Annotated in this window: 26 protein-coding genes; 18 read left to right on the top strand and 8 right to left on the bottom strand. The window is 73.2% G+C overall.

The window, feature by feature from the left end:
• Positions 1–58: 58 nt before the first annotated feature.
• From ctaD to AB0H52_RS22240, 5 genes are all read right to left on the bottom strand, one after another.
• A complete protein-coding gene (ctaD, locus tag AB0H52_RS22260; protein ID WP_151489153.1) occupies positions 59–2,050 on the bottom strand; it encodes a cytochrome c oxidase subunit I in 1,992 nt (663 codons plus the stop codon).
• 124 nt (positions 2,051–2,174) lie between these two features.
• Complete coding sequence (locus AB0H52_RS22255) at positions 2,175–2,903, bottom strand: STAS domain-containing protein (protein WP_151489154.1); 729 nt, start codon at positions 2,901–2,903, stop codon at positions 2,175–2,177.
• A gap of 93 nt (positions 2,904–2,996) precedes the next feature.
• Positions 2,997–3,443, bottom strand: coding sequence for a DUF4383 domain-containing protein (locus tag AB0H52_RS22250; RefSeq protein WP_225854280.1), 447 nt, complete (start codon positions 3,441–3,443; stop codon positions 2,997–2,999).
• 98 nt (positions 3,444–3,541) lie between these two features.
• Complete coding sequence (locus AB0H52_RS22245; RefSeq protein WP_151489156.1) at positions 3,542–4,699, bottom strand: glycosyltransferase; 1,158 nt, start codon at positions 4,697–4,699, stop codon at positions 3,542–3,544.
• Between the two features lie 22 nt (positions 4,700–4,721).
• Positions 4,722–5,705, bottom strand: coding sequence for a glucosyl-3-phosphoglycerate synthase (locus tag AB0H52_RS22240; RefSeq protein ID WP_225854282.1), 984 nt, complete (start codon positions 5,703–5,705; stop codon positions 4,722–4,724).
• A gap of 230 nt (positions 5,706–5,935) precedes the next feature.
• Between AB0H52_RS22240 and AB0H52_RS22235 the strand changes: the two genes are divergently transcribed.
• From AB0H52_RS22235 to AB0H52_RS22205, 7 genes are all read left to right on the top strand, one after another.
• Positions 5,936–6,946, top strand: coding sequence for a Gfo/Idh/MocA family oxidoreductase (locus AB0H52_RS22235; protein ID WP_357949681.1), 1,011 nt, complete (start codon positions 5,936–5,938; stop codon positions 6,944–6,946).
• Entirely contained in the window at positions 6,939–8,027 is a 1,089-nt protein-coding gene (locus AB0H52_RS22230; RefSeq protein WP_357949678.1) for a zinc-binding dehydrogenase, read from the top strand. Before AB0H52_RS22235 ends, AB0H52_RS22230 begins: the two co-directional genes overlap by 8 nt.
• Positions 8,028–8,068: 41 nt before the next feature.
• Complete coding sequence (locus tag AB0H52_RS22225; protein ID WP_357949675.1) at positions 8,069–9,817, top strand: ABC transporter ATP-binding protein; 1,749 nt, start codon at positions 8,069–8,071, stop codon at positions 9,815–9,817.
• Between the two features lie 73 nt (positions 9,818–9,890).
• Positions 9,891–12,182 carry an accessory Sec system translocase SecA2 gene (gene secA2 / locus AB0H52_RS22220; protein WP_151489161.1) on the top strand — a complete coding sequence of 764 codons (2,292 nt, stop codon included), beginning with the start codon at positions 9,891–9,893 and terminating at the stop codon, positions 12,180–12,182.
• Between the two features lie 177 nt (positions 12,183–12,359).
• The gene (locus AB0H52_RS22215; RefSeq protein WP_151489162.1) at positions 12,360–13,100 is read left to right on the top strand and encodes a GAF and ANTAR domain-containing protein; all 741 of its coding nucleotides are present in this window, start codon (positions 12,360–12,362) and stop codon (positions 13,098–13,100) included.
• 116 nt (positions 13,101–13,216) lie between these two features.
• Positions 13,217–13,708 carry a DUF2231 domain-containing protein gene (locus AB0H52_RS22210; protein ID WP_151489163.1) on the top strand — a complete coding sequence of 164 codons (492 nt, stop codon included), beginning with the start codon at positions 13,217–13,219 and terminating at the stop codon, positions 13,706–13,708.
• Between the two features lie 156 nt (positions 13,709–13,864).
• Complete coding sequence (locus AB0H52_RS22205; protein WP_357949671.1) at positions 13,865–14,629, top strand: class I SAM-dependent methyltransferase; 765 nt, start codon at positions 13,865–13,867, stop codon at positions 14,627–14,629.
• A 437-nt stretch (positions 14,630–15,066) separates the two neighbouring features.
• Here the strand turns inward: AB0H52_RS22205 and AB0H52_RS22200 are convergent, their stop codons facing one another.
• Together AB0H52_RS22200 and AB0H52_RS22195 are read right to left on the bottom strand one after the other, a co-directional pair.
• Complete coding sequence (locus AB0H52_RS22200) at positions 15,067–16,017, bottom strand: DUF3500 domain-containing protein (protein ID WP_357949668.1); 951 nt, start codon at positions 16,015–16,017, stop codon at positions 15,067–15,069.
• 32 nt (positions 16,018–16,049) lie between these two features.
• Entirely contained in the window at positions 16,050–16,442 is a 393-nt protein-coding gene (locus tag AB0H52_RS22195; protein ID WP_151490355.1) for an ankyrin repeat domain-containing protein, read from the bottom strand.
• Between the two features lie 64 nt (positions 16,443–16,506).
• Here AB0H52_RS22195 and AB0H52_RS22190 point away from each other — a divergent pair, with 64 nt between their 5' ends.
• The 10 genes from AB0H52_RS22190 (at position 16,507) to AB0H52_RS22145 (ending at position 22,338) form a co-directional block, all read left to right on the top strand.
• A complete protein-coding gene (locus tag AB0H52_RS22190; protein WP_151490356.1) occupies positions 16,507–16,893 on the top strand; it encodes a signal peptidase I in 387 nt (128 codons plus the stop codon).
• A gap of 81 nt (positions 16,894–16,974) precedes the next feature.
• Complete coding sequence (locus AB0H52_RS22185) at positions 16,975–17,430, top strand: cysteine dioxygenase family protein (RefSeq protein ID WP_151490357.1); 456 nt, start codon at positions 16,975–16,977, stop codon at positions 17,428–17,430.
• A gap of 52 nt (positions 17,431–17,482) precedes the next feature.
• Complete coding sequence (locus AB0H52_RS22180; protein WP_192580292.1) at positions 17,483–17,965, top strand: rhodanese-like domain-containing protein; 483 nt, start codon at positions 17,483–17,485, stop codon at positions 17,963–17,965.
• A gap of 51 nt (positions 17,966–18,016) precedes the next feature.
• Positions 18,017–18,571 carry a winged helix-turn-helix domain-containing protein gene (locus AB0H52_RS22175; RefSeq protein WP_151490359.1) on the top strand — a complete coding sequence of 185 codons (555 nt, stop codon included), beginning with the start codon at positions 18,017–18,019 and terminating at the stop codon, positions 18,569–18,571.
• Positions 18,572–18,831: 260 nt separating this feature from the next.
• Positions 18,832–19,437 (top strand): winged helix-turn-helix domain-containing protein, encoded by a 606-nt coding sequence (locus AB0H52_RS22170; protein ID WP_151490360.1) that lies wholly within the window; start codon positions 18,832–18,834, stop codon positions 19,435–19,437.
• 41 nt (positions 19,438–19,478) lie between these two features.
• The gene (locus AB0H52_RS22165) at positions 19,479–20,126 is read left to right on the top strand and encodes a uridine kinase (RefSeq protein ID WP_357949663.1); all 648 of its coding nucleotides are present in this window, start codon (positions 19,479–19,481) and stop codon (positions 20,124–20,126) included.
• Positions 20,127–20,290: 164 nt separating this feature from the next.
• Positions 20,291–20,689, top strand: a complete 399-nt coding sequence (locus tag AB0H52_RS22160) for a TraR/DksA C4-type zinc finger protein (RefSeq protein WP_151490362.1) — start codon at positions 20,291–20,293, stop codon at positions 20,687–20,689.
• Between the two features lie 48 nt (positions 20,690–20,737).
• A complete protein-coding gene (locus AB0H52_RS22155; RefSeq protein ID WP_151490363.1) occupies positions 20,738–21,607 on the top strand; it encodes a DUF72 domain-containing protein in 870 nt (289 codons plus the stop codon).
• 124 nt (positions 21,608–21,731) lie between these two features.
• On the top strand, positions 21,732–21,917 hold the full coding sequence (locus AB0H52_RS22150) for a hypothetical protein (protein WP_151490364.1): 186 nt from the start codon (positions 21,732–21,734) through the stop codon (positions 21,915–21,917).
• Complete coding sequence (locus tag AB0H52_RS22145; RefSeq protein WP_151490365.1) at positions 21,910–22,338, top strand: DUF2267 domain-containing protein; 429 nt, start codon at positions 21,910–21,912, stop codon at positions 22,336–22,338. The genes AB0H52_RS22150 and AB0H52_RS22145 overlap by 8 nt, the downstream gene beginning before the upstream one ends.
• 43 nt (positions 22,339–22,381) lie before the next feature.
• Here the strand turns inward: AB0H52_RS22145 and AB0H52_RS22140 are convergent, their stop codons facing one another.
• Positions 22,382–23,161 (bottom strand): DUF72 domain-containing protein, encoded by a 780-nt coding sequence (locus AB0H52_RS22140; RefSeq protein ID WP_151490366.1) that lies wholly within the window; start codon positions 23,159–23,161, stop codon positions 22,382–22,384.
• 156 nt (positions 23,162–23,317) lie between these two features.
• Here AB0H52_RS22140 and AB0H52_RS22135 point away from each other — a divergent pair.
• Positions 23,318–23,544 (top strand): hypothetical protein (locus AB0H52_RS22135; protein WP_357949659.1); only part of this gene is annotated, 227 nt, incomplete at its 3' end.

Below are 23,544 nucleotides of genomic sequence, written 5' to 3'. Positions count from 1 at the left end.
TCGCACGCGACGAGGGCCGACACCCGCGAGGTGTCGGCCCTCTTCCGGCCTACGCCGATCAGCGGTCCTCGGGGTTGCCGTCGCTGTGCGGGTGCCGCCACCGCTCGTGCGGCTTGGGCGCGTCCTCGCTGTCCTTGGGCGCGTCGCTCTGCTCGAAGCTCGGCCGGCGTACGCCCTCGGGCTCCGGCACGTCCACCGGCCGGGCGCCGGAGCGCGGCGCCGGCTGGTAGTCGACGGCGTCGCGGGCGCCGTGCGCGCCCTCGGCGGCGGGCGACTCGGGAGCGTGGTGCTCCATGCGCAGCTCCTCGGCGAAGTGCTGTGGTGGCTTGGTGGTGCGTTGCGGCAGGTCCCGGCCGAGGTCGGCGACGAGCGGGCCGTACTTGAGGTCGAACGCCGGCCGTTCCGAGCGGATCCGGGGCATCCGGTCGAAGTTGCGCAGCGGCGGTGGGCAGCTGGTGGCCCACTCGAGGGAGTTGCCGAAGCCCCACGGGTCGTCGACCGTCACCATCGCCCCGTACCGCCAGGACTTCCAGGCGTTGTAGATGAAGAACAGGGTGGACAGGCCCAGGATGAAGGCGAACACGCTGGAGACAGTGTTCAACGTGGTGAAACCGTCGCTGGGCAGGTAGTCGGCGTACCGGCGGGGCATGCCCTCGTTGCCCAGCCAGTGGTGCACCAGGAAGGTCCCGTGGAAGCCGATGAACATGGTCCAGAAGTGCGCCTTGCCGAGGCGTTCGTCGAGCAGCCGCCCGGTCATCTTCGGCCACCAGAAGTAGTAGCCGCCGAACAGCGCGAAGACGACGGTGCCGAACACCACGTAGTGGAAGTGCGCCACCACGAAGTAGCTGTCGTGGGTGTGCCAGTCGACCGGCGGGCTGGCCAGCAGCACCCCGGTGAGGCCGCCGAGCAGGAACGTCACCAGGAAGCCGATGGCGAACAGCATCGGCGTCTCGAAGGTGATCTGCCCCTTCCACATGGTGCCGATCCAGTTGAAGAACTTCACACCGGTGGGCACCGCGATCAGGTAGCTGAGGATGCTGAAGAACGGCAGCAGCACCTGACCGGTGGCGAACATGTGGTGCGCCCAGACCGTCATGGACAGCACGGTGATCGCGATGGTGGCCAGCACGATGCCGGTGTATCCGAACAGCGGCTTGCGGGAGAACACCGGGATGATCTCGGTGATGATGCCGAAGAACGGCAACGCGATGATGTACACCTCGGGGTGGCCGAAGAACCAGAACAGGTGCTGCCAGAGCATCGGGCCACCGGTCGCCGCGTCGAACACGTGCGCGTTGAGCAGCCGGTCGGCCGACAGCGCCAGCAGCGCGGCGGCCAGCAGCGGGAACACCAGGATCACCAGGACGCTGGTGAACAGCATGTTCCAGGTGAAGATCGGCATCCGGAACATGGTCATCCCGGGTGCGCGCAGGGTCAGGATCGTGGTGATCAGGTTGACCGCGCCGAGGATCGTGCCCAACCCGGAGACGACCAGGCCGACCACCCACATGTTCGCGCCCACGCCGGGGCTGTTCTCCACGCTGCTCAGCGGGGTGTACGCCGTCCAGCCGAAGTCCGCCGAACCGCCCGGTGCGAGGAATCCGCCGACCACCATGAGCCCGCCGAACAGGTACAGCCAGTAGGCCAGCGCGTTGAGGCGGGGGAACGACACGTCCGGCGCGCCGATCTGGATCGGCACGATGAAGTTGCCGAAGCCGAAGGCCGCGGGCGTCGCGAACAGCAGCAGCATCACCGCGCCGTGCGAGGTGAAGAGCTGGTTGTACTGCTCGGAGGAGAGGAACTGCATCCCCGGACGGGCCAGCTCGGCGCGCATGAGCATCGCCTGTAGCCCGGCCAGCAGGAAGAACCCGAAGGAGGTCAGCAGGTACAGCAGGCCGATCTGCTTGTGGTCGGTGGTGGCGAGGAGCTTGATCAACGAGTTGCCGGGAATCGGCGCCCGTACCGCTCCGGGGAAGCCCCCGAAGCGTGCCGGTGCCAGGATCGCCGGGCCCCGATCGCGACTGGGTTCCGTGGTTACCCGCTTGGGCATGGCTGCTCACCCCGTCGTGACGACAGAAAGGACGGGCGTGCCTACCCGGCCCTCTGACCATGTAACCAGGCCAGAGCGGTAATTTCGGTCAGATCGCCGGTACCGGCGCAACCGCCTCGAACGCTCAGGTCGCCGGCAGCATGGCCCAGACGGCCTTGCCGTGACCGGCCGGCACGCTGCCCCACCGCTGGGCCAGCTCGCGGACCAGCAGCAGCCCGCGCCCACCCTCGGCACGCAGGTCCATCCCGGCCGGCTCGGCCGCCGCCCGGCTGCCGTCCACCACGGCCAGGTGCAGGTACGGCCGGCGCAGGGTCACCGTCACCTGCATCGGCGTCCCCGCGTGCCGGACCACGTTGCCGACCAGTTCGCTGAGCACCAGCGCGGCCGGGCCGGCGGCGTCCGGCAGGTTCCACCGGGCACACGCGTCACCGACCAACTCCCGGGCCCGCCGGCAGGCTCCGGCGACCGGATCGAGGCGGGCCCGCAGCCGAGGTGCGCTGGAGGCACCGGCGATCCGGGTCGCCTCCGCGCAGTCCCGCGAGACGGGGACCACCCGGCATGTCGTCGACTCGGCCAGCCAGCGCGCGGCGTCGGGCGGGGGAGCGCACAGCACCACCGGCACGGCCGGCCACTCCTCGGCCCGCCGGGCCGTGGCGGCGAAGACCGACAGCGCCAGCCGGTCCCGCACGGTGACGTCGGCGAGGTCGACCACCAGGGCGTCCGGCTGGGTGGCCAGCGCCCCCTGCAGGGACTGGTGCACCGAGCGCATGGTGGCCAGGTCCAGGGCGCCGGTGAGCCGGACGACCGCCACCGGTGCCGTGTCGCGCACCTCGCAGGTGATCCGGCTGGGCATCGGAGGTCCCTCGATTCGCTGGTGGGTCGGGACCTGCCAACTACCCGAGGCCTCGCAGCGCCAAACCGGACCGACCGGTGGGCGGGACGCAGGTCACCGCCGTGGCCGACCGGTCAGCAGGCCCAGCGCGATCATGCCGACGCCGAGGCCGAGGTGCAGCCAGCCGTCGGCGTCGTTGACCGGCAGGACGTTCGCGCCGGTGTCGTGGTCCACGGCCAGCCCGTAGAGCCAGAGCACCAGGTAGACGGCGCCGCCGCCGATCAGGAACGTGCGGGCACCGCTGATCGTCCGCGCCAGCAGCAGGCCGGCCACCCCGAAGAGCAGGTGGACGAGGTTGTGCAGCACCGACACCTGGAAGGTGCCGAACAGGAAGGCACCCGAGCCGTGGCCGGCGAACCGCAGGTTGCCCGTACCGCTGGTGATGCCTGGCACGAAACCGAGCGCGCCGATCAGCAGGAACAGCACGGCCACCGTCGCGGCCGCGCGCCGTACCGGCGGTCTGCCGTCGGCCGGGTTGGCCCGGGCCCTTGAGTGCGCCATCGGTCCGACCATCACCGGCTCCTCGCTGCGCGGCGGGTGTGCGCGCTGCCGGCTACCCGTTGCCGCCGACGGCAAACCGCCGGCGGCACCAGGGCAGGTCAGACAGGTTGCAGGCGCGGTGCGCCGGCCAGTTCGCGGACGCGCTGGTACAGCTCGACGTAGCGCTGCGCCATCACCGCCGGGGTGAACCGCCGCGCGGCCACCCGCCGGCACTCGTCGGGGTCGAGCAGCTCGGCGGCCAGCACGAGGTCACCCAGCTCCTCCTCGTCGGTGGTGAGCAGCCCGGTGCGGCCGTGCTCGATCAGCTCCGGAAGGCAACCCCGGGCGGTGGCCACCACCGGCGTGCCCAGGGCCAGCGACTCGACCACCGCCGTACCCCCGGGCTCCTCCCAGCGCAGCGGGAACAGCGAGGCGCGGGCGCTGGCCAGCAGGTCGTCGCGCTCCTGACCGGCCACCGTCCCGATCCAGCGGACCAGGTCGCCGTCGACGTGCGGGGCCACCTCGTCGAGGAAGAACCGGACGTCCGGGTTCTGCCGGGCCTCGTCGCCCGCCGAGGCCAGGGCGGCCGGTGAATGGTACGGACCGACGGGACCGGCCAGCACCAGCGGGATCCCGACCCGGTGCGCGAGTCTGGCGCCCACGTCCTGCCCCTTGCCCGGGTTGATCCGGCCGAGGATCAGCAGGTGCTCGCCCTTCTCCGGCCCAGGCCGACGATCGGCGTCCACGGCCAGCGGGGTGGACAGGTGCACGTGGCCCACCGAGTGCTCCCGCAGCGCCAGCGGCGCCCGGGCCAGCTGCGCCGCGGAGACGCCGTTGACCCGGACCCGGTCGCCGCCGTCCAGGCCGCCGTAGAGCGCCGGGTGCTTGGCCAGGTCCCAGTGCAGGGTGTGCAGGGTCGGCGGCCCGGCCGGCCCCATCGCGGCGAGGGTGGCCAACCCGACCGCCTCCACGTGGTCGTGCACCAGGTCGATGTCGTCGCGGGAGTGCAGCTCGCGGACCACCCCGGCCAGGTGCGCCTGGGCGATCCCGCAGACCTGGTTGTACGGACGCTGCAACGCGGCGAACTGCCCGTCGGCGAAGACCGACATCCGGTCGTCCACCGGCAGGGTGCTGCTGCCCACCGAGGCGAGCACCACCCGTACGCCGAGTCGCCGCAGCTCCGGCACCAGCGTGGCGATCACGTTCTCGATCCCGCCGTAGCCGGGCGGTGGCACGGACAGCCACGGACCGGCGTTCATCAACACGGTGAGGCTCATCGGACGCCACCCTCCCGGACACTCACGCCGCGGCCACCCGTCGGCGGGGCACCCGGTGGCGCAGCTCAGCCAGCGGCGGACGCTCCTCGATGGATACATCGCTGACCACGATCTCGCGGTCGAGGTTCGGCAGCGTGTCCGAGCCACCCCGCCGGAACTGGGTCAGCAGCGCCTCCGGCGACAGCCCCGCGCTCGCCCAGCCACGCCGCTGCAACCGGGACCACGCGGTCAACATGATCTGCGCGGACATCCGGCCCAACGCCGCCGTGTCCTGGTGGCGGTGCTTGCGCTCACCGAGGTCGACCTGCGCCAGGGCATCCAGACCGACCAGGTCCAGCAGGTCGATCAGCATCGCCGTCTCGACCCCGTACCCGGAGACGAACGGCACCTGGGCGAGCACGTCGCGCCGGGCGGCGTACTCACCGGCGAGCGGCTGCACGAAGCCGGCCAGCTCCGGCCAGAACAGGTTGAGCAGCGGCCGGGCCATCAGCTCGGTCACCCGCCCGCCACCGTCCTGTTCGACGCTGGCGGTACCCACCAACGGCCGATGGTAGAAGCCCTTCACGAAGTCGACCGACGGGTCGGTCAGCAGCGGGCCGAGCAGCCCGCTGACGAAGTGCGGCCGAAACTCCCGCAGGTCGGCGTCGATGAACGCCACCACGTCGCCCTCGGCCGCGGCCAGGCCGGCCCAGAGCGCGTCGCCCTTGCCGGTGAGCCGGGGCAGGCCCCGGGTCATCGCGTCCTGGCTGACCACCTCCGCGCCGGCCGCCCGGGCCACCTGCGCGGTGCGGTCGGTCGACCGTGAATCCACCACGATCAGCTCATCGACCAGGGCGATCCGGTCCATCAGGTGCTCCCGGATGGTCGACACGATCGCGCCGACGGTGGCCTCCTCGTTACGCGCCGGCAGCACCACGCTGACCCGGCTGTCTCCCTTGGCGCGCAGCAGCCGGCGTGCCGGCCAGTCCGCCGCCGAAGTGGTCCGGTACGTGGCCCACGCCTCCACCACCGGTGACACGCTCGATGTCGTATCCCGCACTGGCACCCCTTAAGAATCGTGGGCGGAGAAAACCGAGTTCTGTTGTTCCCACTCTTCACCGCGCGCTAACCGCCTCCAGGGCAACAGCTTGATCACGGAGGTGACGACACTGCGTTCCCGGGGGATGAACGTTTGATTGCGCACAGCTCAGGGGACTGCTCCCATCGGTCATGAAACGTCCTCGAAGGGGTTGTCGGATGCGTAGATGCCGGGTGGGTCTGGTCGGTGCCGGGGGAGTGGCACAGCGCCATGCCCGGGTGCTGGCCGGGTTCGATGACGTCGAACTGATCGGGGTGACCGACGTGGTGCCCGACGCGGCCGCCGCGCTGGCCGGGCAGCACGGGGCGCGCGCGTACGTCGACGTGGCCGAACTGCTGGCCGCCGGGCCGGACGCGGTGTACGTGTGCGTGCCGCCGTTCGCGCACGGTCCGGCCGAGCAGGCGGTGATCGACGCCGGGCTGCCGATGTTCGTGGAGAAGCCCGTCGCCGTCGACCTGGCCACCGCCGAACGGATCGCCGACGAGGTGACCCGCCGTGGGCTGCGGACCGCCGTGGGCCACCACTGGCGTTACCTCAGCGTGCTCGACGAGGCCCGCGAGCTGCTGGCCGACCGTCCGGTGCGGATGGTCAGCGGCGCCTGGCTGGACAAGGTGCCGCCGGTGGCGTGGTGGGCGCGGCGGGACCGCTCCGGTGGCCCGGTCGTCGAGCAGGCCGCCCACGTGCTGGACCTGATCCGGGCGTTGGTCGGGGAGGTGGCCGAGGTCACCGCGTACGGCAACGGCACGCCGCCCCCGGTGGACGGGGCGGACATCGACTCGGTGACCACCGCCGTGCTGCGCTTCGCCGACGGCGCGGTGGGCACCCTCGGCGCGGCCTGTGTGCTCGGCTGGAAGCACCGCGCCGGGCTGGAGATCCTCGCCGACGGGCTGGCGCTGTCGCTCACCGAGGAGGGCCTGACCGTCCGCGACGCCGACGGTGAACGGCACGTCCCGGCCGACCCGGAGGCCGCCCGGGTGGCCGTGGACCGCGCCTTCGTCGACGCGGTGCGTGGCGTCGGTGACGACGTGCGTGTGCCGTATGCCGAGGCGCTGGGTACCCACCGGCTGGCCCTCGCGGTGGCCGACTCGGCCCGCACCGGCGAGACCGTGCGGCTCGCCACGGCGACCGACCCGGCGCTGCTCAGCACCGGGGTGACCGTCGATGCGTGACAAGGTGGTGGTGGTCACCGGGCCGGGCCGCGTCGAGTTGGTCGACCAGGACGCCGCGCCGCTGCGCCCCGGCACCTTCCGGGTGGAGACGCTGTTCAGCGGCGTCTCCGCCGGCACCGAGCTGAGCTACGTCAAGGGCACGAATCCCTACCTGAACGTCACCTGGAACGCCGACCTCGGGTTGTTCCAGCCGGGCGCGGCGAGCACCCCGTACCCGGTGACCCGGCTGGGGTACATGCAGGTCGGGCGGGTGGTGGAGAGCGCCACCCCGGCGGTCGCGGTGGGCGCGGTCGGCGCCATGACCTACGGGCACCGCACCGGCTGGCTGGCCGACCCGGTCGCCGAGCGGTTCGTGCCACTGCCCGACGACCTCGACCCGCTGCTCGGCGTCTACGTCGCGCACATGGGCCCGATCTGCGCCAACGGTCTGCTGCACGCCGCCGCCGACCTGCACGGCACCGACGTCCGCTCGCTCGGCGACGGCGTACGCGGCCGGCGGGTCGCCGTGGTTGGCGCCGGCGTGGTGGCGCTGCTGACCGCCCTGTTCGCCCGGCGGCACGGTGCCGCCTCGGTGGTGGTGCTCGACCCCACCGGGCAGCGCCGCCAGGTCGCCGAGGCGCTCGGCCTGGAGACCCTCGACCCCGAGGGGGACGACCCGGCGGCCGTGCTGAAGACCCGGTGGGCGCACACCGCCGGTGACCGGGGCGCCGACGTGGTGTTCCAGTGCCGGGGGCAGGCGTGGGCGTTGCAGCTCGCGCTGCGGCTGCTGCGACCGCAGGGCACGGTCATCGACCTCGCCTTCTATCAGGGCGGCGCGGACGCGGTGCGCCTCGGCGAGGAGTTCCACCACAACGGGCTGGCGCTGCGCTGCGCGCAGATCGGCCGGGTGCCGCGCGGGCTCGCCCCGACCTGGGACCGGGAGCGGCTCTCCGCCGAGACCGTCGAGCTGCTGCGCACGTACGGGGACGTGATCCGCAAGCATGTGGTCTCGGCGGTGGTGCCGTTCGACGAGGCCCCCACCCTGCTCACCGACCTGGCGCAGCGGCGCCGCCAGGAGCTTCAGGTGGTGCTGGCCGGCTGACCTGGCGTCGGCGCGTGACCGGGCCGACTACCGTTCCTGGCATGACCGCTCCGGTGAGCCGGCCGCCCGGCCTGGCCGCGCTGCTGCCGTACCTGCGTGAGCACCGCGGCACCCTGGCCGTGGTGGGCGCGCTGTCGCTGGCCGGCGCGGCGGCGTCACTGGCCCAACCGCTGCTGACCCGGTCGGTGCTCGACCGGGTCGGCAGCGGTGTCGGGGTGTCCGACCTCGTGACGGCGCTGGTGGCCCTCGTGGTGCTCGGCGCGGCGATCGGCGGGTTGCGCACCTATCTGCTGCAACGCACCGCCGAAGGGTTGGTGCTCGGCACCCGGCGGCGGCTGGCCGGGCACCTGCTGCGGCTGCCGATCGCCGAGTACGACCGCCGGCGCACCGGTGACCTGCTCTCCCGGGTGGGCTCGGACACCACCCTGTTGCGTGCGGTGGTCACCTCCGGGCTGTTCGAGACGGTCACCGGTGCGGTCATGGTGCTCGGCGCCGGCACCGCCATGGTGCTGCTCGACCCGCTGCTGTTCGGCGTCACCCTGCTCGGGGTGGGCCTGGGCCTGGGCTTCGCCCTCACGTTCGCCCGGCGGGTCCGGGCGCTGTCCCGTGTCGCCCAGGAACGCATCGGCGAGATGACCTCGGCGGTGGAGCGGGCCATCTCCGCCGCCCGGACCATCCGGGCCAGCCGCGCCGAGGCCCGGGAGACCGAGACCGTCACCGGCAGCGCCCGCGACGCGTACGACGCGGGGCTGCGGGTCGCCCGCGTGCAGGCGGTGGTCGGACCCGTCGGCTCGGTCACCGTGCAGGGCGCGTTCCTGCTGGTGCTCGGCATCGGCGGCGCCCGGGTGGCCGCCGGTGCGATCAGCGTCGGCGACCTGGTCGCCTTCGTCATGTACCTGTTCTTCCTGGCCCTGCCGCTGGCCCAGGTGCTGAACGCGTACACCCAGTTGCAGTCCGGCCTGGGCGCGCTGCACCGCATCGAGGAGATCCTGACCGTGCCGGCGGAGGGCGCGACGGACCGACCGGCCCCCGCCTCCGCGGTGACCCCGCACCGACCCGCGCCGATGATCGAGTTCGACGGGGTGGGGTTCGGCTACCCCGGTGGTGAGCCGGTGCTGCGCGAGGTCAGTTTCGCGGTGCCGGCGGGCACGCGTACCGCCCTGGTCGGCCCCTCCGGCGCCGGCAAGTCGACACTGCTCGCGCTGGTCGAACGCTTCTACGAGGTGAGCGACGGCGCGGTCCGCCTCGACGGCACCGACGTGCGGGACCTGCCCCGCGACGTGCTGCGGGCCCGGCTCGGCTACGTCGAGCAGGAGGCGCCCGTGCTCGCCGGCACGCTGCGCGAGAACCTGCTGATCACCACGCCGGGCGCCACCGACGACCGGCTGCACGAGGTCCTCGACGAGGTCAACCTCGGCCACCTGGCGCAGCGCACCCCGCAGGGCCTGGACGTCCAGGTGGGGGAGGGCGGCGTGCTGCTCTCCGGGGGTGAACGGCAGCGCCTGGCAATCGCCCGCGCGTTGCTGGCCGGCCCGCCGGTGCTGCTGCTCGACGAACCGACCAGCAACCTCGACTCGCGCAACGAGGCCGCGCTGCGCCGCGCCATCGACGCGGTGGCCGTCCGCCGGACGTTGTTGATCGTGGCGCACCGGCTCGCCACCGTGGTCGACGCCGACCAGATCGTCGTCCTCGACGGCGGCCGGGTGGTGGCCGTGGGCACGCACGCCGAGCTGAGCGCCACCGACCCGCTGTACCGTGAGCTGGCCGCCCACCAGCTCCTGGTCGCCTGACCCCCTCGCCCGGGGCCGACATGCCGGCGGCCGGGCCCCGCGGGCCGGCCCGGATCGCGTACCGTTGCCGCTCATGGGTGTGTCGCAACGGTTCAAGAGCAAGTTCCGGCGGTTCCTCCAGCGTCCGGGCTCGACCGTGGATCTTGCTCCGCTGGAGAAGCTGCTGCCGGCGATCGCGGCGCGCGAGGACGACCTCGCCGCGCTCGACGACGCCGAGCTGACCGAGGCCGCCGGTGCCGCCGCCGGCTACGAGGAGATCTGCGCGATCGGCCGCGAGGCCGCCCGCCGCGGCCTCGACCAGCGGCCGTACGACGTGCAGCTGCTCGGCGCGATGGCCCTGCTCTCCGGCAAGGTCGCCGAGATGGCCACCGGTGAGGGCAAGACCCTGACCGCCGCGATCGCCGCGTACGGGCACGTCCGGCTCGGCAACGGGCCGGTGCACGTGCTCACCGTCAACGACTACCTGGCCCGCCGCGACGCCCAGTGGATGGAGCCGGTCTACACCCTGCTCGGCCTGACCGTCGGCTGGGTCAACGAGGCGTCCAGCCCGCAGGAGCGGCGCGACGCGTACGCCTGCGACGTCACCTACGTCTCGGTCAGCGAGGCGGGCTTCGACTACCTGCGCGACCAGCTGGTCACCGACGTGGCCGACCGGGTGCAGCCGCCGTTGACCACCGCGATCGTCGACGAGGCCGACTCGATCATGATCGACGAGGCGCGGGTGCCGATGGTCCTCGCCGGCGCGGTGCCGGGCGAGCAGGACCCGGTGCACGCCGCCGCCGCGCTGGTGCGCGGCCTGCGCAAGGACCGGCACTTCACCGTCGCCGAGGACGGCCGTAGCGTGGCGTTCACCTCCGCCGGCCTGGCCGCCGTCGAGGCCAAGCTGGGCATCGACCTGTACGACGAGGAGCACGTCGAGCAGCTCTCCGCCGTCAACGTGGCGCTGCACGCGCAGGCCCTGCTGCACCGTGACGTGGACTACATCGTCCGGGACGGCTCGGTCGAGCTGATCGACGAGATGCGCGGCCGGGTGGCCCAGCGCCGCCGCTGGCCCGACGGCCTCCAGGCGGCGGTCGAGGCCAAGGAGGGCCTGGACGCCACCGCCGAGGGCGAGGTGCTGGGCACCATCGCCGTGCAGGCGTTCATCGCCCTCTACCCGAAGGTGTGCGGGATGACCGCCACCGCGGTGCTGGTCGGCGACCAGCTGCGGGAGTTCTTCGGCCTCGAGGTGGCGGTCATCCCGCCGAACACGCCGTGCGTCCGGGAGGACGAACCGGACCGGATCTACGCCACCCGGGCGGAGAAGGACGAGGCGCTGATCGAGGAGATCCAGCGGTGGCACGCCAAGGGGCGGCCGGTGCTGGTCGGCACGCTCGACGTCAAGGAGTCCGAGGGGCTGGCCGCCGGGCTGAACGCGGCCGGGGTGCCCTGCGTGGTCCTCAACGCCAAGAACGACGACGAGGAAGCGGCGATCATCGCCGAGGCGGGCGCGTACGGCGCGGTGACCGTCTCCACCCAGATGGCCGGCCGCGGTGTGGACATCCGCCTCGGTGGCAGCGACCAGTCCGACCAGGCCCGGGTGAGTGAGCTGGGCGGGCTCTACGTGATCGGCAGCGGTCGGCACGACAGCCGTCGCGTCGACGACCAGCTGCGCGGCCGCGCCGGCCGGCAGGGTGACCCGGGTGGGTCGGTCTTCTTCGTCAGTCTGGAGGACGACCTGGTCGTCCGGCACGCCGCCGACTCGGTGCCCGCGTCGCCGCGGATGAACGCCGACGGCCTGGTCACCGACGAGCAGGTCGACTACGCGGTGGAGCACGCCCAGCGGGTCGCCGAGGGCGTCAACCACGAGATCCACCGCAACACCTGGCGCTACAGCGTGGTGATCGAGCAGCAGCGCAAGGCCCTCGCCCAGCGCCGGGAGCGGCTGCTGACCAGCGACGTGGCCGCGCTGATGCTGCTGGACAAGGAGCCCGACAAGGCCGGCGAGATGGACGAGGACCTGCTCGCCCGGGTGGCCCGGTCGATCGCCCTCTACCACCTGGACCGGCTCTGGGCCGAGCACCTGTCCGAGCTGTCCGAGGTCCGCGAGGGCGTGCACCTGCGCGCGTTGGGCCGCCTCGACCCGCTCGACGAGTTCCACCGGGCTGCCGTGCCGGCGTTCAACAACCTGGTCCCGGAGATCGAGGCCCGCACGATCGCCACGTTCACCGAGACCGAATTCGACGAGACCTGGGAGCCCGAGGACGGCACCCTGGTACGGCCGACCGCCACCTGGACCTACCTGGTGCACGACAACCCGTTCGGCTCCGAGCTCGACCGCCTGATCGCCTCGATCGGCCGGCGGCTCAGCGGCGCGCCGCGCTGACGCTCCCGCGGGGCTCCTGATCGCGCCCTCGGTGCGGCAGGAGCCCCGATTTACGCCGTTTCGACCTGGGTTTCGCAGGGTAGTAGGGCGGGTCGGTCAAGTCGGGAGAGAGCAGACGATGACACAGGTGACGATGCCGGCTGGGCAGGCACGGGGGCGTACGGGAGCTGCGGACCAGTGAATCTGGACACGCGGGAACCCGTGGTGCACAACCTCGGCGTCCTGGAGACCGCGGCCCTGTTGCGGGAGTTGACCGCCGGGCTGATCACGCTGACCGATTTCGATGAGGCGCTGCTGGCGCTGGTCCGGATCACCCGGGACGCGGTGGCCGGCGTGCGCTGGTGCGGGTTCACGGCGCTGCGCGCCGGCGAGCCGGCCGGCGTGGCCGCCTCCGACGAGCGCCTGGCCGGCCTGGACGACCTGCGGCACGGGCCGGACTCGCCGGCGATGAGCGCGATCCGGCGCCGCGAGATGATCCTCGCCGTGGACCTGGCCGGTGAGCCACGCTGGCCGGCCTGGACGGCGCGCGCCCGCGACCTCGGCGTCCGCGGGGTGATCTCCGCGCCGGTGGACATCGACGACCAGGTGATCGGGGCCATCAACCTGTACGCCTCCGCACCGAACCTGCTCACCCCACAGCACCAGCTCACCGCGATGCTGCTCGCCGAACACGCCGGCCTGCTGCTGGCCGCCGTCCGGGACCGGGGCCGGCAGGCCGACATGGCCGGCGAGCGGGACGCCGAACTACTGATCGACGGTGTGATCGGCCAGGCCGTCGGCGTGATCATGACGCAGCGGGGCTGCCCACCCGCCGAGGCCCTCGACGTGCTGCGCACCGCCGCGTCCTCGCTGGACATCCCGCTGCGCGAAGTGGCTGAGCGTCTGGTTCGGACGGTCTCCCGCCAACGCGAGAGCTGACCCGCCCGGGTGCCCGTTCTCCCACTCGGCGGCGAGTCGGGCGGCATCGTTTCGCCGGAGCCGGGCTCGGGTAGCACTCTGGCATTGGTGAGCTGCGCCGACCCTGGGGAGGAACGATGCAGAGCCGGCTGCGGGTGCAGGGGCACCCCATCCAACCGATGTTGGTGACGTTCCCGCTCGGGCTCTTCGTCAGCGCCACCGTCTTCGACCTCACCGACGTCATCGGCGGGCCGACGTTCCTCGGCGAGGTCGGCTACTGGACCGGCGTCGCCGCCCTGTTCGCCGCCGCGATGACCGCGGTCGCCGGCATGGTCGACCTGTGGGACGTGCCGGTGGACCGCACCCGCCGCACCGCCATCGCCTTCAACCTGGTGAACGCGGCCATGGCCGGTCTGTTCCTGGTCACCTGTCTGGTGCGCGCCCACTCACCGCAGCGCGGCGCGACCGTCGCGATCCTGCTCACCGAGATCGTCGCGCTGGCCGCCGGCGGCGTCGGTGTCCACCTGGGCGCCCGGCTCATGCGCCAGTTCGACAACGGCCGCACCGACGCCGGCAGCCTGGACGCGCTGGCCGGCGCCACCGTCGAGGTCGCCCGCCCCCGCCCCTGACCGGGCGCGCGGGCGCCACCGTCGAGGTCGCCCGCCCCCGCCCCTGACCGGGCGCGCGGGCGCCACCGTCGAGGTCGCCCGCCCCCGCCCCTGACCGGGCGCGCACGCCGGCAAATGGCTTGCCGGCAGCCCCGCCGACCGGTGACGCTGACCGCCATGAACACCGAGCGGGACGCGGACGAGTTGATCGCGGAGGCGGCCGCCGCGCCGGTCGACGGCTGGGGCTTCGACTGGCTGGCCGGCCGGGCCACCGAGGACCGTCCACCCTGGGGGTACGCCCGGCTGGTCGCCGACCGGATGGCGCTGGCCGACACGGCACTGGACGTCGACACCGGCGGTGGCGAGGTGCTCGCCGAGGTCCCCCGGCCGCCGAAACTGTTGACGGCCACCGAGGGCTGGCCGCCCAACGTGGAGGTTGCGCGCCGTACCCTGCGGCGGGTCGGCGCCACCGTGGTGGCGGTCGCGCCCGACGCGCCCCTGCCGTTCCGCGACGCGTCCTTCGACCTGGTCGTCAGCCGGCATCCGGTGCGCACCGACTGGGCCGAGACCGCACGGGTGCTGCGCCCGGGCGGCCGGTTCCTGTCCCAGCAGATCGGGCCGGGCACGATGCGGGAGTTGAGCGAGGCCATCCTCGGCCCGCTGCCGCCGCCGACGCAGCGGCATCCCGGGGACGCGGTGGCCGCCGCCGAGACCGCCGGGCTGCGGGTGGTCGGTCTACGCCGCGCCACGCTGCGGGCGGTCTTCTCCGACGTCGGCGCCGTGGTCTGGTTTCTGCGCAAGGTGATCTGGACGGTGCCCGACTTCACCGTGGACCGCTACCGCTCCCAACTGCACGCCCTGCACGAGCGCATCACCACGACAGGCCCCTTCCAGGCCCGATCCACCCGCTTCCTCATCGAAGCCACCCGCAACAACCCCTAACGCCCCCGCACCCTTCCCTCCCCGCACCCCTCCCTCCCCGCACCCCTCCCTCCCCGCCCCCTGTCTCCCCGCCTACCCATCTCCCTGCGCCCCGCCTCCCTGCGCCCCGCCTCCCTGCGCCCCGCCTCCCTGCGCCCCGCCTCCCTGCGCCCCGCCTCCCTGCGCCCCGCCTCCCCGCGCCCCGCCTCCCCGCCTCCCCGCCGCTCACCGCGAGCGTCGATCACGGAGTTGTGGTGCCTCACATAAGCCGAACACCACCATCAATCGCCCACCACAACTCCATGATCGTCCGGGGCGGGCGGGCGAGCGGGCGAGCGGGCGAGCGGGGGCGGGCGGGCGGGGGCGGGCGAGGCGGGCGAGGCGGGCGCGGGGCGCGTAGGGCGGGCGGCAGCCGGGCAGCCGGGCAGTGGGGCAGTGGGGCGGGGCTGGGGTGGGGGTCAGTGGGGGTGGGACTGGTGGTGGTTGGCCAGGACGTCGGCGCCGAAGTCGCTGCTGGGGCGGCGTAGGACGGTGTGGGCGTGGTTGCCGTCGTCGGTGGTGTTGTCGTACTCGATCAGCAGGTTGTCGCCCTGGACCCGGTAGTAGTGGCGCTGCCCGGGACGGGTCGGGCCGGCCCAGGCGAAGTGCAGCTCGCCGCCGTCGAGGCGGCGTGCCTCGCGGGCGGCCAGCTCCGGCGGTAGCCGGTCCAGGTAGAGCGCGACGACCTGGTCGAGCAGTGCCCGTCCGGTCGGCCCCAGCCGGTCCGCCGGCACGCCGAGCGGTTCCAGTGGAGCGTCGACGCGTGCGCGGGTGGCACTGATGATGTCCGCCGGCGCCTCGTCGGCGATGATCGCGGCGGCTCGCCCGGCCGGGCCCAGCGCGTCGAGCAGGGCGCGGGCGAGGTCCTCCTCGACGCCGAGTGGCCGGGAGACCGGGCGGCCCGCGTACCGGACCGCCGCCGGGTTGGCGCCGAAGAAGATCGGCGCGGGGGAGACCTGGTCGTCGACCACGGTCATGGTCACCGACAGGTGGTGTCCCTCCAGTCGCCACGACCAGCGGTCGTCGCGTGCCGGGTCGCCGAACACGGCGATCCAGTAGTCGCCGCTGTGCCGCCCGCGATGCCAGCCCTCGGCGCGGTCCAGGATCTCCTCCAGCGCGATGATCGCCATCGCCTGCGCGTACGCGGAGGGGCTCAGCGCGGTGGCGAGCAGTCGGTGTGCGGCCTTGCGTCCGGCGACGTCCAACTCGGCGAGGCAGACGCCGGGTCGGGGCCGGGGCCGGTACTCCAGCCAGCGTCGGGCGGGCTCGTCGTCGAACGGGCGCACGGCCTGGTCGCGGGCCGCCGGGTCGAGCGCGGCCAGCAGCGCGGTGCCGGCGGTGCGCATCTGCTCGGGCAGGGGATCTTCCACCGACTCTGTATACCGGTCGGTCGGGGCCGGCGTCAGCCGGCGCGCAGCAGCTGCGCCATCTCCGGCAGGTCGAAGAACTGGGCGGTCTCCACCGCGGAGGGGGTGCCGTGCGCCGGGTCGGCCCCGGCGGCGAGCAGTGCGCGGACCGCGTCGGTGCTGCTGCGGAAGACGGCGGCGGCCAGTGCCGTCTGGCCGCGGTCGTTGACCCGGGTGTGATCGGCCCCGCGGTCGAGCAGGGCGGCCACCGTGTCCGGGTGGGCGTGGTACGCGGCCAGGATCAGCAGTGTGTCGCCCTTGTCGTTGGTCAGGTTGACCGGTAGGCCGGCGTCGAGCTGCGCGGCGAGTTCGTCGGTGGAGCCGGAGCGGGCCAGGTCGAACATCCGGTGTGCGAACGCCAGCGTCGCCGCGTCGAGATCCTCGGTCACCGCTCCAGATTAGGCCCTGCGGTCCTGATACGTTGCTCGGCCGACGCGCGGGGAGAGGGGTCCGATGGGTGAGACGGTGTACGTGGGCAACGCGGGTGTCGACGGTGCCACCAACGCCGGCTGGCTGCTCGGGCACTTCGCGCCGGCGGGGGAGGTCCGGCACAGCACCGACGTGGAGGTGAAGTGGGGCGTGCACCCGCCGGGGCAGGCCCGCTCGCGGTGGGCGACGGGGGAGCGGCGTACCACCCTGCTCGTACTCGTCGAGGGGTGTTTCCGGGTGGAGCTGCCGGACCGGACGGTGCGGTTGGCCGAGCCGGGTGACTACGTGGTGTGGGCTCGTGGGGTGGACCACTCGTGGTACGCGGAGTGCTCGTCGGTGGTGCTGACCGTGCGGTGGCCGTCGGTGCCCGGCTACCGGGCGGACCCGCCGGTGCTGCGCCCGTCCCACTGAATGGAATTACCTACTAAACCTATAGGGTTTGGCGGCTAGAGTACGGAGGCACCCCACCGGACGACCTCGCGAGGACTGCTCATGATCCACCACAGCCCGGAGCGTGACCTGCTCACCGTCGCCGCCCGGTGGGCCGACCCGACGGCCTGGCCGGTGCCGCTGCGCTTCGACGTCGCCGAGCGCTGGTACGCCCGACTCGCCGCCACCGACGACCACGAGGTGTGGGCGCTGAGCTGGCTGCCCGGTCAGGGCACCGACCTGCACGACCACGGCGGCTCCGCCGGGGCGTTCCGGGTCGTCGCCGGTGCCCTCACCGAGGAGACGGTCGCCGGCGGCCGGCTGCGCCCCCGCCTACTGCCCGCCGGCGCCGGTCGCCGCTTCGGCGCCCGCCACGTCCACCAGGTCACCAACCGGGGTACGACGCCAGCGGTCAGCGTGCACGTCTACCGGCCGGCGCTGCGCCGGATGACCCGCTACCACCTCCTCGACGGGCGGCTGCGCGTCGCCGAGGTCGCCGAGGCCGGACGCTCCTGGTGAGCGCCGCCCAGCCACGAACCATCCCCCGCACCGGAAGGAACCGATCATGCAGATGACCGCCGAGCACTGTCCGGCCCCCGTGCCGCCGCCGGGCTCCCGGGGCATCGACGAGATCCTGGCCGCCGCGCGCGCCCGACTCGACCGGCTGGACCCGGAGCGGGCGCACCTGGCGTACCGGACCGGCGCGCTGCTGGTCGACATCCGGCCGGCCGCCCAGCGGGCCGCGCACGGCATGGTGCCGGGCTCGCTCACCATCGAGCGCAACGTGCTGGAGTGGCGCTTCGACCCGCGCTGCCCGGCCCGCCTGCCGGAGGCGGTCGACTACGACGTGCCGGTGGTGATCCTCTGCCAGGAGGGCTACACCTCGTCACTGGCCGCCGCCGCGTTGCAGGACATCGGCCTGCACCGGGCCACCGACGTGGTCGGCGGGTTCGCCGCCTGGCGGATCGCCGGCCTGCCGGCCCTCGGCCCGACCCCGCTGCACCGCGCATCACCCCTCGCGTCCCCGGTCACCGCCGGGTCGGCGCGCCGCTGACCGCCACGCCGCACCGGGCGTGGCGGTCGTACCGCCATCTCAGGAGGCACCATGTCCGTCGTCGCCATCCCCACGCGCCCCCACCACCCGGCGGTCCGCGCCGCCCGCACCCGCACCGGCCCGACGCTGACCATCACCCTCGACCTCGCGGCCGGGCCGCTGAGTCCCCGGTTGGCCCGGCTCGTGCAGCTCCTCGGCGAGCTGGCCGAGTCGGGGGAGGGGCAGCTGCGCGCCGTGGAGGACGCCGTTCCGCTGCCGCGCACGGCCCCGAGCCCCACCGTCGTCACCGAGCCGACCGCCGGCGCCGATGCCGTGCACATCCTGGCCGGCTCGCGGATGGTCCGCCGGGGCGACGAGGTCATCGCGCTGACCCGCATCGAGTACGAGCTGCTGCTGTTCCTGGCGGAGCGACCCCGGCGGGTGTTCACCCGGCTGCAACTGCTCGCCAGCGTCTGGGGCTACGAGCACGCGGTGGCCCGGACGGTGGACGTGCACGTCCGGCGGCTGCGCGCCAAACTGGCCGGCGCCGAGGTGGTCACCACGGTGTACGGGGTCGGTTACCGGCTCGCCGACGAGGCGCGGATCAGGGTGGACCACTCCCGCTGACCTCGGGTCGGGCGGCGGCTCGACGGTGGCGTGACAGGCCCCGGTGAACCGGGCGGGGACCCCCGTAACGGGGCATCTCGGAGGCTCTGCTGTAATCATCTGGCTTCGTACGCAGAGCGAGCACTCGGCTCCGATGTGTTCGTCAATTGTCACATTCATGCAACGCAGCCGCCTCTTGACCCTCGCCCGGGCGCCGGGAAGCATCGATGAAGCGGCGTCCCGGGCCGTGGGGAGATACCCGGACAAGCCCAAGGAGGACCATGTCGGTCAGCCCCGCCTCGTCGCGCGCCGGATGGCATACGTCCCAACCCTCGGTGCCCGGTCGACCCCCGGGCGGCCAGCGTCGTCCGGCGAACACGGCCGCGCCCATGCTCACCGTGACGCTGTCCATCCCCCTGGCCTGTGAGGACACGCTGACGCCGCCGGCGCGTCGGCTGCTCGAGGCGGCCCGCGAGATGTTGGAGCGGGGCGAGGCCGTCATCACCAGTTCGGCGCCGGTCGAGCGCCGCGCTGACGCGGTGCCGGCCAACCGGGCGCCGAGCCGAGCGCTCAGCCCGACCATCCCCGCCCTGCACATCCTCGCCTCGTCCCGTTCGGTGCTGCGCGACGACGAGCCGCTGCCCCTGACCCGCCTGGAGTTCGACCTGCTGCTGCACCTGGTCGCGCATCCCCGGCGGGTGTTCACCCGGCTGCAACTGCTCAACGCCGTCTGGGGTTACGAGCACGCCGGTGTCCGTACCGTGGACGTGCACGTACGCCGGCTGCGCGGCAAGGTCGGTGTGGACGTTCCCCTGGTCACCACCGTCTACGGCGTCGGTTACCGGCTGGCCGACGACGCGCGCGTCACCATCGACCGCACCGGCTGACCGCCGCCACCGCCGCACCCGCCTCGGGGCAGGATGGTCCGGTGCGCATCCGCCCCATTACGCCCGAGTTGCTCGTCACCGAGCTGACCGGCCGCCTCGCCGACGCCGCGGCCGCCGCCGAGCCCGCCCGGCTGCGGGTCGCCGTGGACGGCGCCCCCGCCGCCGGCCCGGACGACCTCGCCGCCGCGCTGGTCGACCCGTTGCGCGCCCGGGGCCGTCCGGTGCTGCACGTCCGCGCCACCGACTTCCTGCGACCCGCGTCGCTGCGCTTCGAACTCGGCCGGACCAACCCGGACGCCTACTACGAGAGCTGGGTGGACGAGGCGGGGCTGCGCCGGGAGGTGCTCGACCCGGCCGGCCCCGGCGGCACCGGCCGGCTGCTCCCGTCGCTGTGGGACGCCGACGCCGACCGGGCCAGCCGCGCCCGCTACGTCGACCTGCCACCCGGCGGCGTCGTCCTCGTCAGTGGCGCGCTGCTGCTCGGCGGTGGCCTGCCCGTCGACGTCACCGTCCACCTGGAGCTGTCGCAGGCCGCGCTGCGCCGCCGCACCGCACCGGCCGACGACTGGACCCTGCCCGCCTTCGACCGGTACGCCGACGAGGTCGTGCCGGCCAGCTTCGCCGACGTGGTCGTACGGGCCGACGACCCCCGCCACCCCGCGCTCGTCCAGGCCGACGAGGACGCCTGAGACCCGCCGGAAACTGGCCGGTTTGGTCGGCTCACCGGACGGGTACTCGCCCGGCTCACAGAGCGTGGGTGACCGCCCGCGTACCGCATGCGACCGTGACCGGGGCGACGCGCCGCCGGCACCCGGTTCACCTTGAGCCACAGGCCCAGGAAAGGCAGGCAGCGATGCTCGTCCACGACACGGTCGGTACGAGCCGTCCCCAGACGGAGATCGACCAGATCCGGCTCTCCCTGCAGGCCCGTTACGACGAGCTGACCGCGGAGTACGAGCAGGCGGTGCTGCAGAGTCAGGTGCTGCGGCTGGTGGAGGTCGGCGACACCGCCGGCGACGACCAGGCCGACAGCGGCACCAAGACCGCCGAACGGGACACCGCGCAGTCTCTCCTACGCACCATCCTCGACCGTCGCGCCCAGTACGAGCACGCACTCGGCCGGCTCGCGGAGGGCACCTACGGCTGGTGCGAGGGCTGCTCGGCGGCGATCCCGGTGGAGCGGTTGGAAATCTTCCCGGCCGCCACCACCTGTGTGACGTGCAAGCAGACCCGCGAGCGGCGGGCCGCCTGAGCGAGGCCAGCGGTTGCCGGTCGGTCGACGACGCGATGGACTCCACCCATGGGTGACATTCTGGTGGGCACCGCGTCCTGGACCGACCGCACACTGCTGGACTCGGGGTGGTATCCGCAGACCGCGGACACCCCGGAGAAGCGGTTGGCCTACTACGCCCGGCAGTTCCCGCTGGTCGAGGTGGACGCCACCTACTACTCCCCGCCCGCCGAGGCGACGGCGCAGCTCTGGGCCGAGCGCACCCCGGCCGGCTTCACCTTCAACATCAAGGCGTTCAGCCTGCTGACCGGGCATCCCACCCGGGTCAGCGCGCTCTACAAGGATCTGCGGCCGGAGACCGACAAGAAGAACGTCTACCCCGACGACCTGCCCGCGCAGTCGTACGAGGAGGTGTGGACGCGCTTCCTGTCCGCGCTGGACCCGCTGGTCGAGGCGGGCAAGCTGGGCGCGGTGCTGTTCCAGTTCCCGCCCTGGTTCACGATCAAGCGGGCCAACAAGCAGTACCTGCTGGAGGTGGCGAAGCGCTGCGCACCGCTGCGGCCGGTGTACGAGTTCCGGCACGCGTCCTGGTTCGACGGCGACAACGCCGCCGAGACGCTGGCCTTCCTGCGCGAGCACAAGCTGCCGTACGTCTGCGTGGACATGCCGCAGGGCCACCGCTCGTCGGTGCCGCCGGTGCTGGCCGCGACCGCGGACCTCGCGGTGGTGCGCTTCCACGGCCACAGCGACAAGTGGACCAGCAAGGACATCCACGAGAAGTTCGGCTACCACTACTCCAAGCGGGAGCTGGCCGACTGGGCGCCGAAGCTGCGCGAACTGGCCGACGACACGGGGCAGACCCACGTGCTCATGAACAATTGTTACCGCGACTACGCGCAGACGAACGCGACGACACTCGCGGGGCTCCTCGTCGACTGACCTCCCGTCGCCGGCTCACCTGATCGGGGTGGGGCCGTCTCACCCGCCGCGCCGGCAGGGTGGACACGGTGCGTGCGGTCGCCCCTGGGCGGCCCACGCCGGAGACGACACGGAGGTGACGGGGATGACGGTTCGAGTGGTGACGGATCGACGGCGTGGCGCCGTCCTGCACGTGGTCGGCGCGGCCGACGACGCCCGCGGCGCGCCGCAGCGCAGCCCGGTGCGGGCTCGACGCGGCCCGGTGGGGCCGCCGCGACGCGACGACGACCGACGGTGGGAGACCACGGAACGGAGGTCGACCGATGGCTGACGCGATGATCTCCGCATTTGAGTCCTCGCTGGACAAGACCAACCTGATCCTCAAGGACATCGAGACCGCCTACGGCTGGCCGAAGGATCGGCGCAACCAGTCGTACGCGGCTCTGCGCACGGTGCTGCACCTGCTGCGCGACCGGTTGCCGGTGGACGAGAGCGTGGAGTTCGCCCAGCAGTTGCCGGTGCTGGTCCGGGGGATCTACTTCGACGGCTGGAACCCGTCGGACGTACCGATCAAGCTCAACCGCGACGACTTCCTCTACGAGGTCCGCCAGGGCTTCCCGTACGACGTCGACGGCGGCCCGGAGCGGGTGACGCAGGTGGTGCTGGACACCCTGCGCCAGCACGTCACCCAGGGTGAGTGGCAGGACGTGAAGGACACCATGCCCAAGGATCTCGCTACGTTCATGCCGTGACGCGGTGACGTCGTGGGCCCGCCCGGGAACACCTCGGGCGGGCTCAGCCGTCCGAGGTGTCAGCCTCGGCGGGGGACGGCACCCGTGACACCGGGCGGCCGGCCCGCCGAGCCAGCGCGGCGAAGGTGACGGCGTCGGTGACGGCCGCGCCGCCGGGGTCGTTGTTGAAATAGACGTACGCCAGCTCGTCCGCGCCGAAGGCGTCGGCCAGCCGCCCCACCCAGGAGCCGAGCGCGGTACGCCCGTAGTGCGGCCAGGGCCGGGCCCGCCCCTCGTGCAGCCGCAGGTAGCCGAAGTCGGTGGTACGCCAGCGCGGGGCGACCGGACGACCCAGCCGGTCCGCCCAGACCAGCGCGGCTCGGCGGCGTTCCAGCACCGCCCGGGTGGCGCCGGTCCACCAGGACGGGTGCCGGGGCTCCACCGCGACCCGCACCTCGGCCGGAAACAGCCGCAGCGTCGCGTCGAGCGCGTCGACGTCCGCCCGCAGGTTGGGTGGGAGCTGCAGCAGCACCGGGCCGAGCCGGTCACCGAGCGCGGTGGCCCGGCCGAGGAACCGGGCCACCGGTTCGGCCGGGTCGCGCAGTCGCTTGATGTGCGTCAGGTAGCGGCTCATCTTCACGGCCACGCAGAAATCCGGCGGCGTCCGTGCCCGCCAGTCGGCGAAGGTGTCCCGCTCCGGCAGCCGGTAGAACGCGTTGTTGACCTCGACGGTGGCGAACCGTTCCGCGAAATGTTCCAACCACAGCCGCTGCGGCGTCGACTCCGGGTAGAAGCGGCCCCGCCAGTCCCGGTACTGCCAGCCGGACGTGCCCACCAGAATCACCCCACCATCCTGGCAGCACCCCCGCCGCAGGTGAACCGCCCGTGTCGCCCCGGTTCGACGTCTACGGTGAGGGTTAGAGAAGATCGCGCGTGGGGTACCACCCGCAGCACGACGGACCCCGGCGTACGGCGGGGCGGCACACCCGAGGGAGTACCGATGGCACTCAACGACGATGACATGCAGACCACGGGCGGCGGCGGCCTGGAGGGCCCGGCCGACGGCGGTGCGACTCCGGGTCACCAGGATGGTGGCGCCGACGGTGGCGCGGAGGGTCCGGCCGACGGTGGCGCGACTCCGGGTCACCAGGATGGTGGCGCCGACGGTGGCGCGGAGGGTCCGGCCGACGGTGGCGCGACTCCGGGTCACCAGGATGGTGGCGCCGA

Origin of the sequence: Micromonospora sp. NPDC050695 (assembly GCF_040654415.1) — a bacterium.
In the GTDB taxonomy this organism is placed as follows: domain Bacteria; phylum Actinomycetota; class Actinomycetes; order Mycobacteriales; family Micromonosporaceae; genus Micromonospora.
The sequence above is the reverse complement of the archived record's forward strand: the minus strand, read 5'-3'. Positions and strand labels throughout refer to the sequence as shown.

Bases quoted from the DNA above. Each gene is read 5' to 3' on its own strand.
- AB0H52_RS22190 (WP_151490356.1), top strand. From the start codon at position 16,507: ATGGGTGAGACGGTGTACGTGGGCAACGCGGGTGTCGACGGTGCCACC.
- ctaD (WP_151489153.1), bottom strand. From the start codon at position 2,050: ATGCCCAAGCGGGTAACCACGGAACCCAGTCGCGATCGGGGCCCGGCG.
- AB0H52_RS22160 (WP_151490362.1), top strand. From the start codon at position 20,291: ATGCTCGTCCACGACACGGTCGGTACGAGCCGTCCCCAGACGGAGATC.
- AB0H52_RS22150 (WP_151490364.1), top strand. From the start codon at position 21,732: ATGACGGTTCGAGTGGTGACGGATCGACGGCGTGGCGCCGTCCTGCAC.
- AB0H52_RS22170 (WP_151490360.1), top strand. From the start codon at position 18,832: ATGTCGGTCAGCCCCGCCTCGTCGCGCGCCGGATGGCATACGTCCCAA.
- AB0H52_RS22255 (WP_151489154.1), bottom strand. From the start codon at position 2,903: ATGCCCAGCCGGATCACCTGCGAGGTGCGCGACACGGCACCGGTGGCG.
- AB0H52_RS22235 (WP_357949681.1), top strand. From the start codon at position 5,936: ATGCGTAGATGCCGGGTGGGTCTGGTCGGTGCCGGGGGAGTGGCACAG.
- AB0H52_RS22175 (WP_151490359.1), top strand. From the start codon at position 18,017: ATGTCCGTCGTCGCCATCCCCACGCGCCCCCACCACCCGGCGGTCCGC.
- AB0H52_RS22230 (WP_357949678.1), top strand. From the start codon at position 6,939: ATGCGTGACAAGGTGGTGGTGGTCACCGGGCCGGGCCGCGTCGAGTTG.
- AB0H52_RS22225 (WP_357949675.1), top strand. From the start codon at position 8,069: ATGACCGCTCCGGTGAGCCGGCCGCCCGGCCTGGCCGCGCTGCTGCCG.
- AB0H52_RS22185 (WP_151490357.1), top strand. From the start codon at position 16,975: ATGATCCACCACAGCCCGGAGCGTGACCTGCTCACCGTCGCCGCCCGG.
- AB0H52_RS22205 (WP_357949671.1), top strand. From the start codon at position 13,865: ATGAACACCGAGCGGGACGCGGACGAGTTGATCGCGGAGGCGGCCGCC.
- AB0H52_RS22145 (WP_151490365.1), top strand. From the start codon at position 21,910: ATGGCTGACGCGATGATCTCCGCATTTGAGTCCTCGCTGGACAAGACC.
- AB0H52_RS22155 (WP_151490363.1), top strand. From the start codon at position 20,738: ATGGGTGACATTCTGGTGGGCACCGCGTCCTGGACCGACCGCACACTG.
- AB0H52_RS22250 (WP_225854280.1), bottom strand. From the start codon at position 3,443: ATGGCGCACTCAAGGGCCCGGGCCAACCCGGCCGACGGCAGACCGCCG.
- AB0H52_RS22180 (WP_192580292.1), top strand. From the start codon at position 17,483: ATGACCGCCGAGCACTGTCCGGCCCCCGTGCCGCCGCCGGGCTCCCGG.
- AB0H52_RS22245 (WP_151489156.1), bottom strand. From the start codon at position 4,699: ATGAGCCTCACCGTGTTGATGAACGCCGGTCCGTGGCTGTCCGTGCCA.
- secA2 (WP_151489161.1), top strand. From the start codon at position 9,891: ATGGGTGTGTCGCAACGGTTCAAGAGCAAGTTCCGGCGGTTCCTCCAG.
- AB0H52_RS22210 (WP_151489163.1), top strand. From the start codon at position 13,217: ATGCAGAGCCGGCTGCGGGTGCAGGGGCACCCCATCCAACCGATGTTG.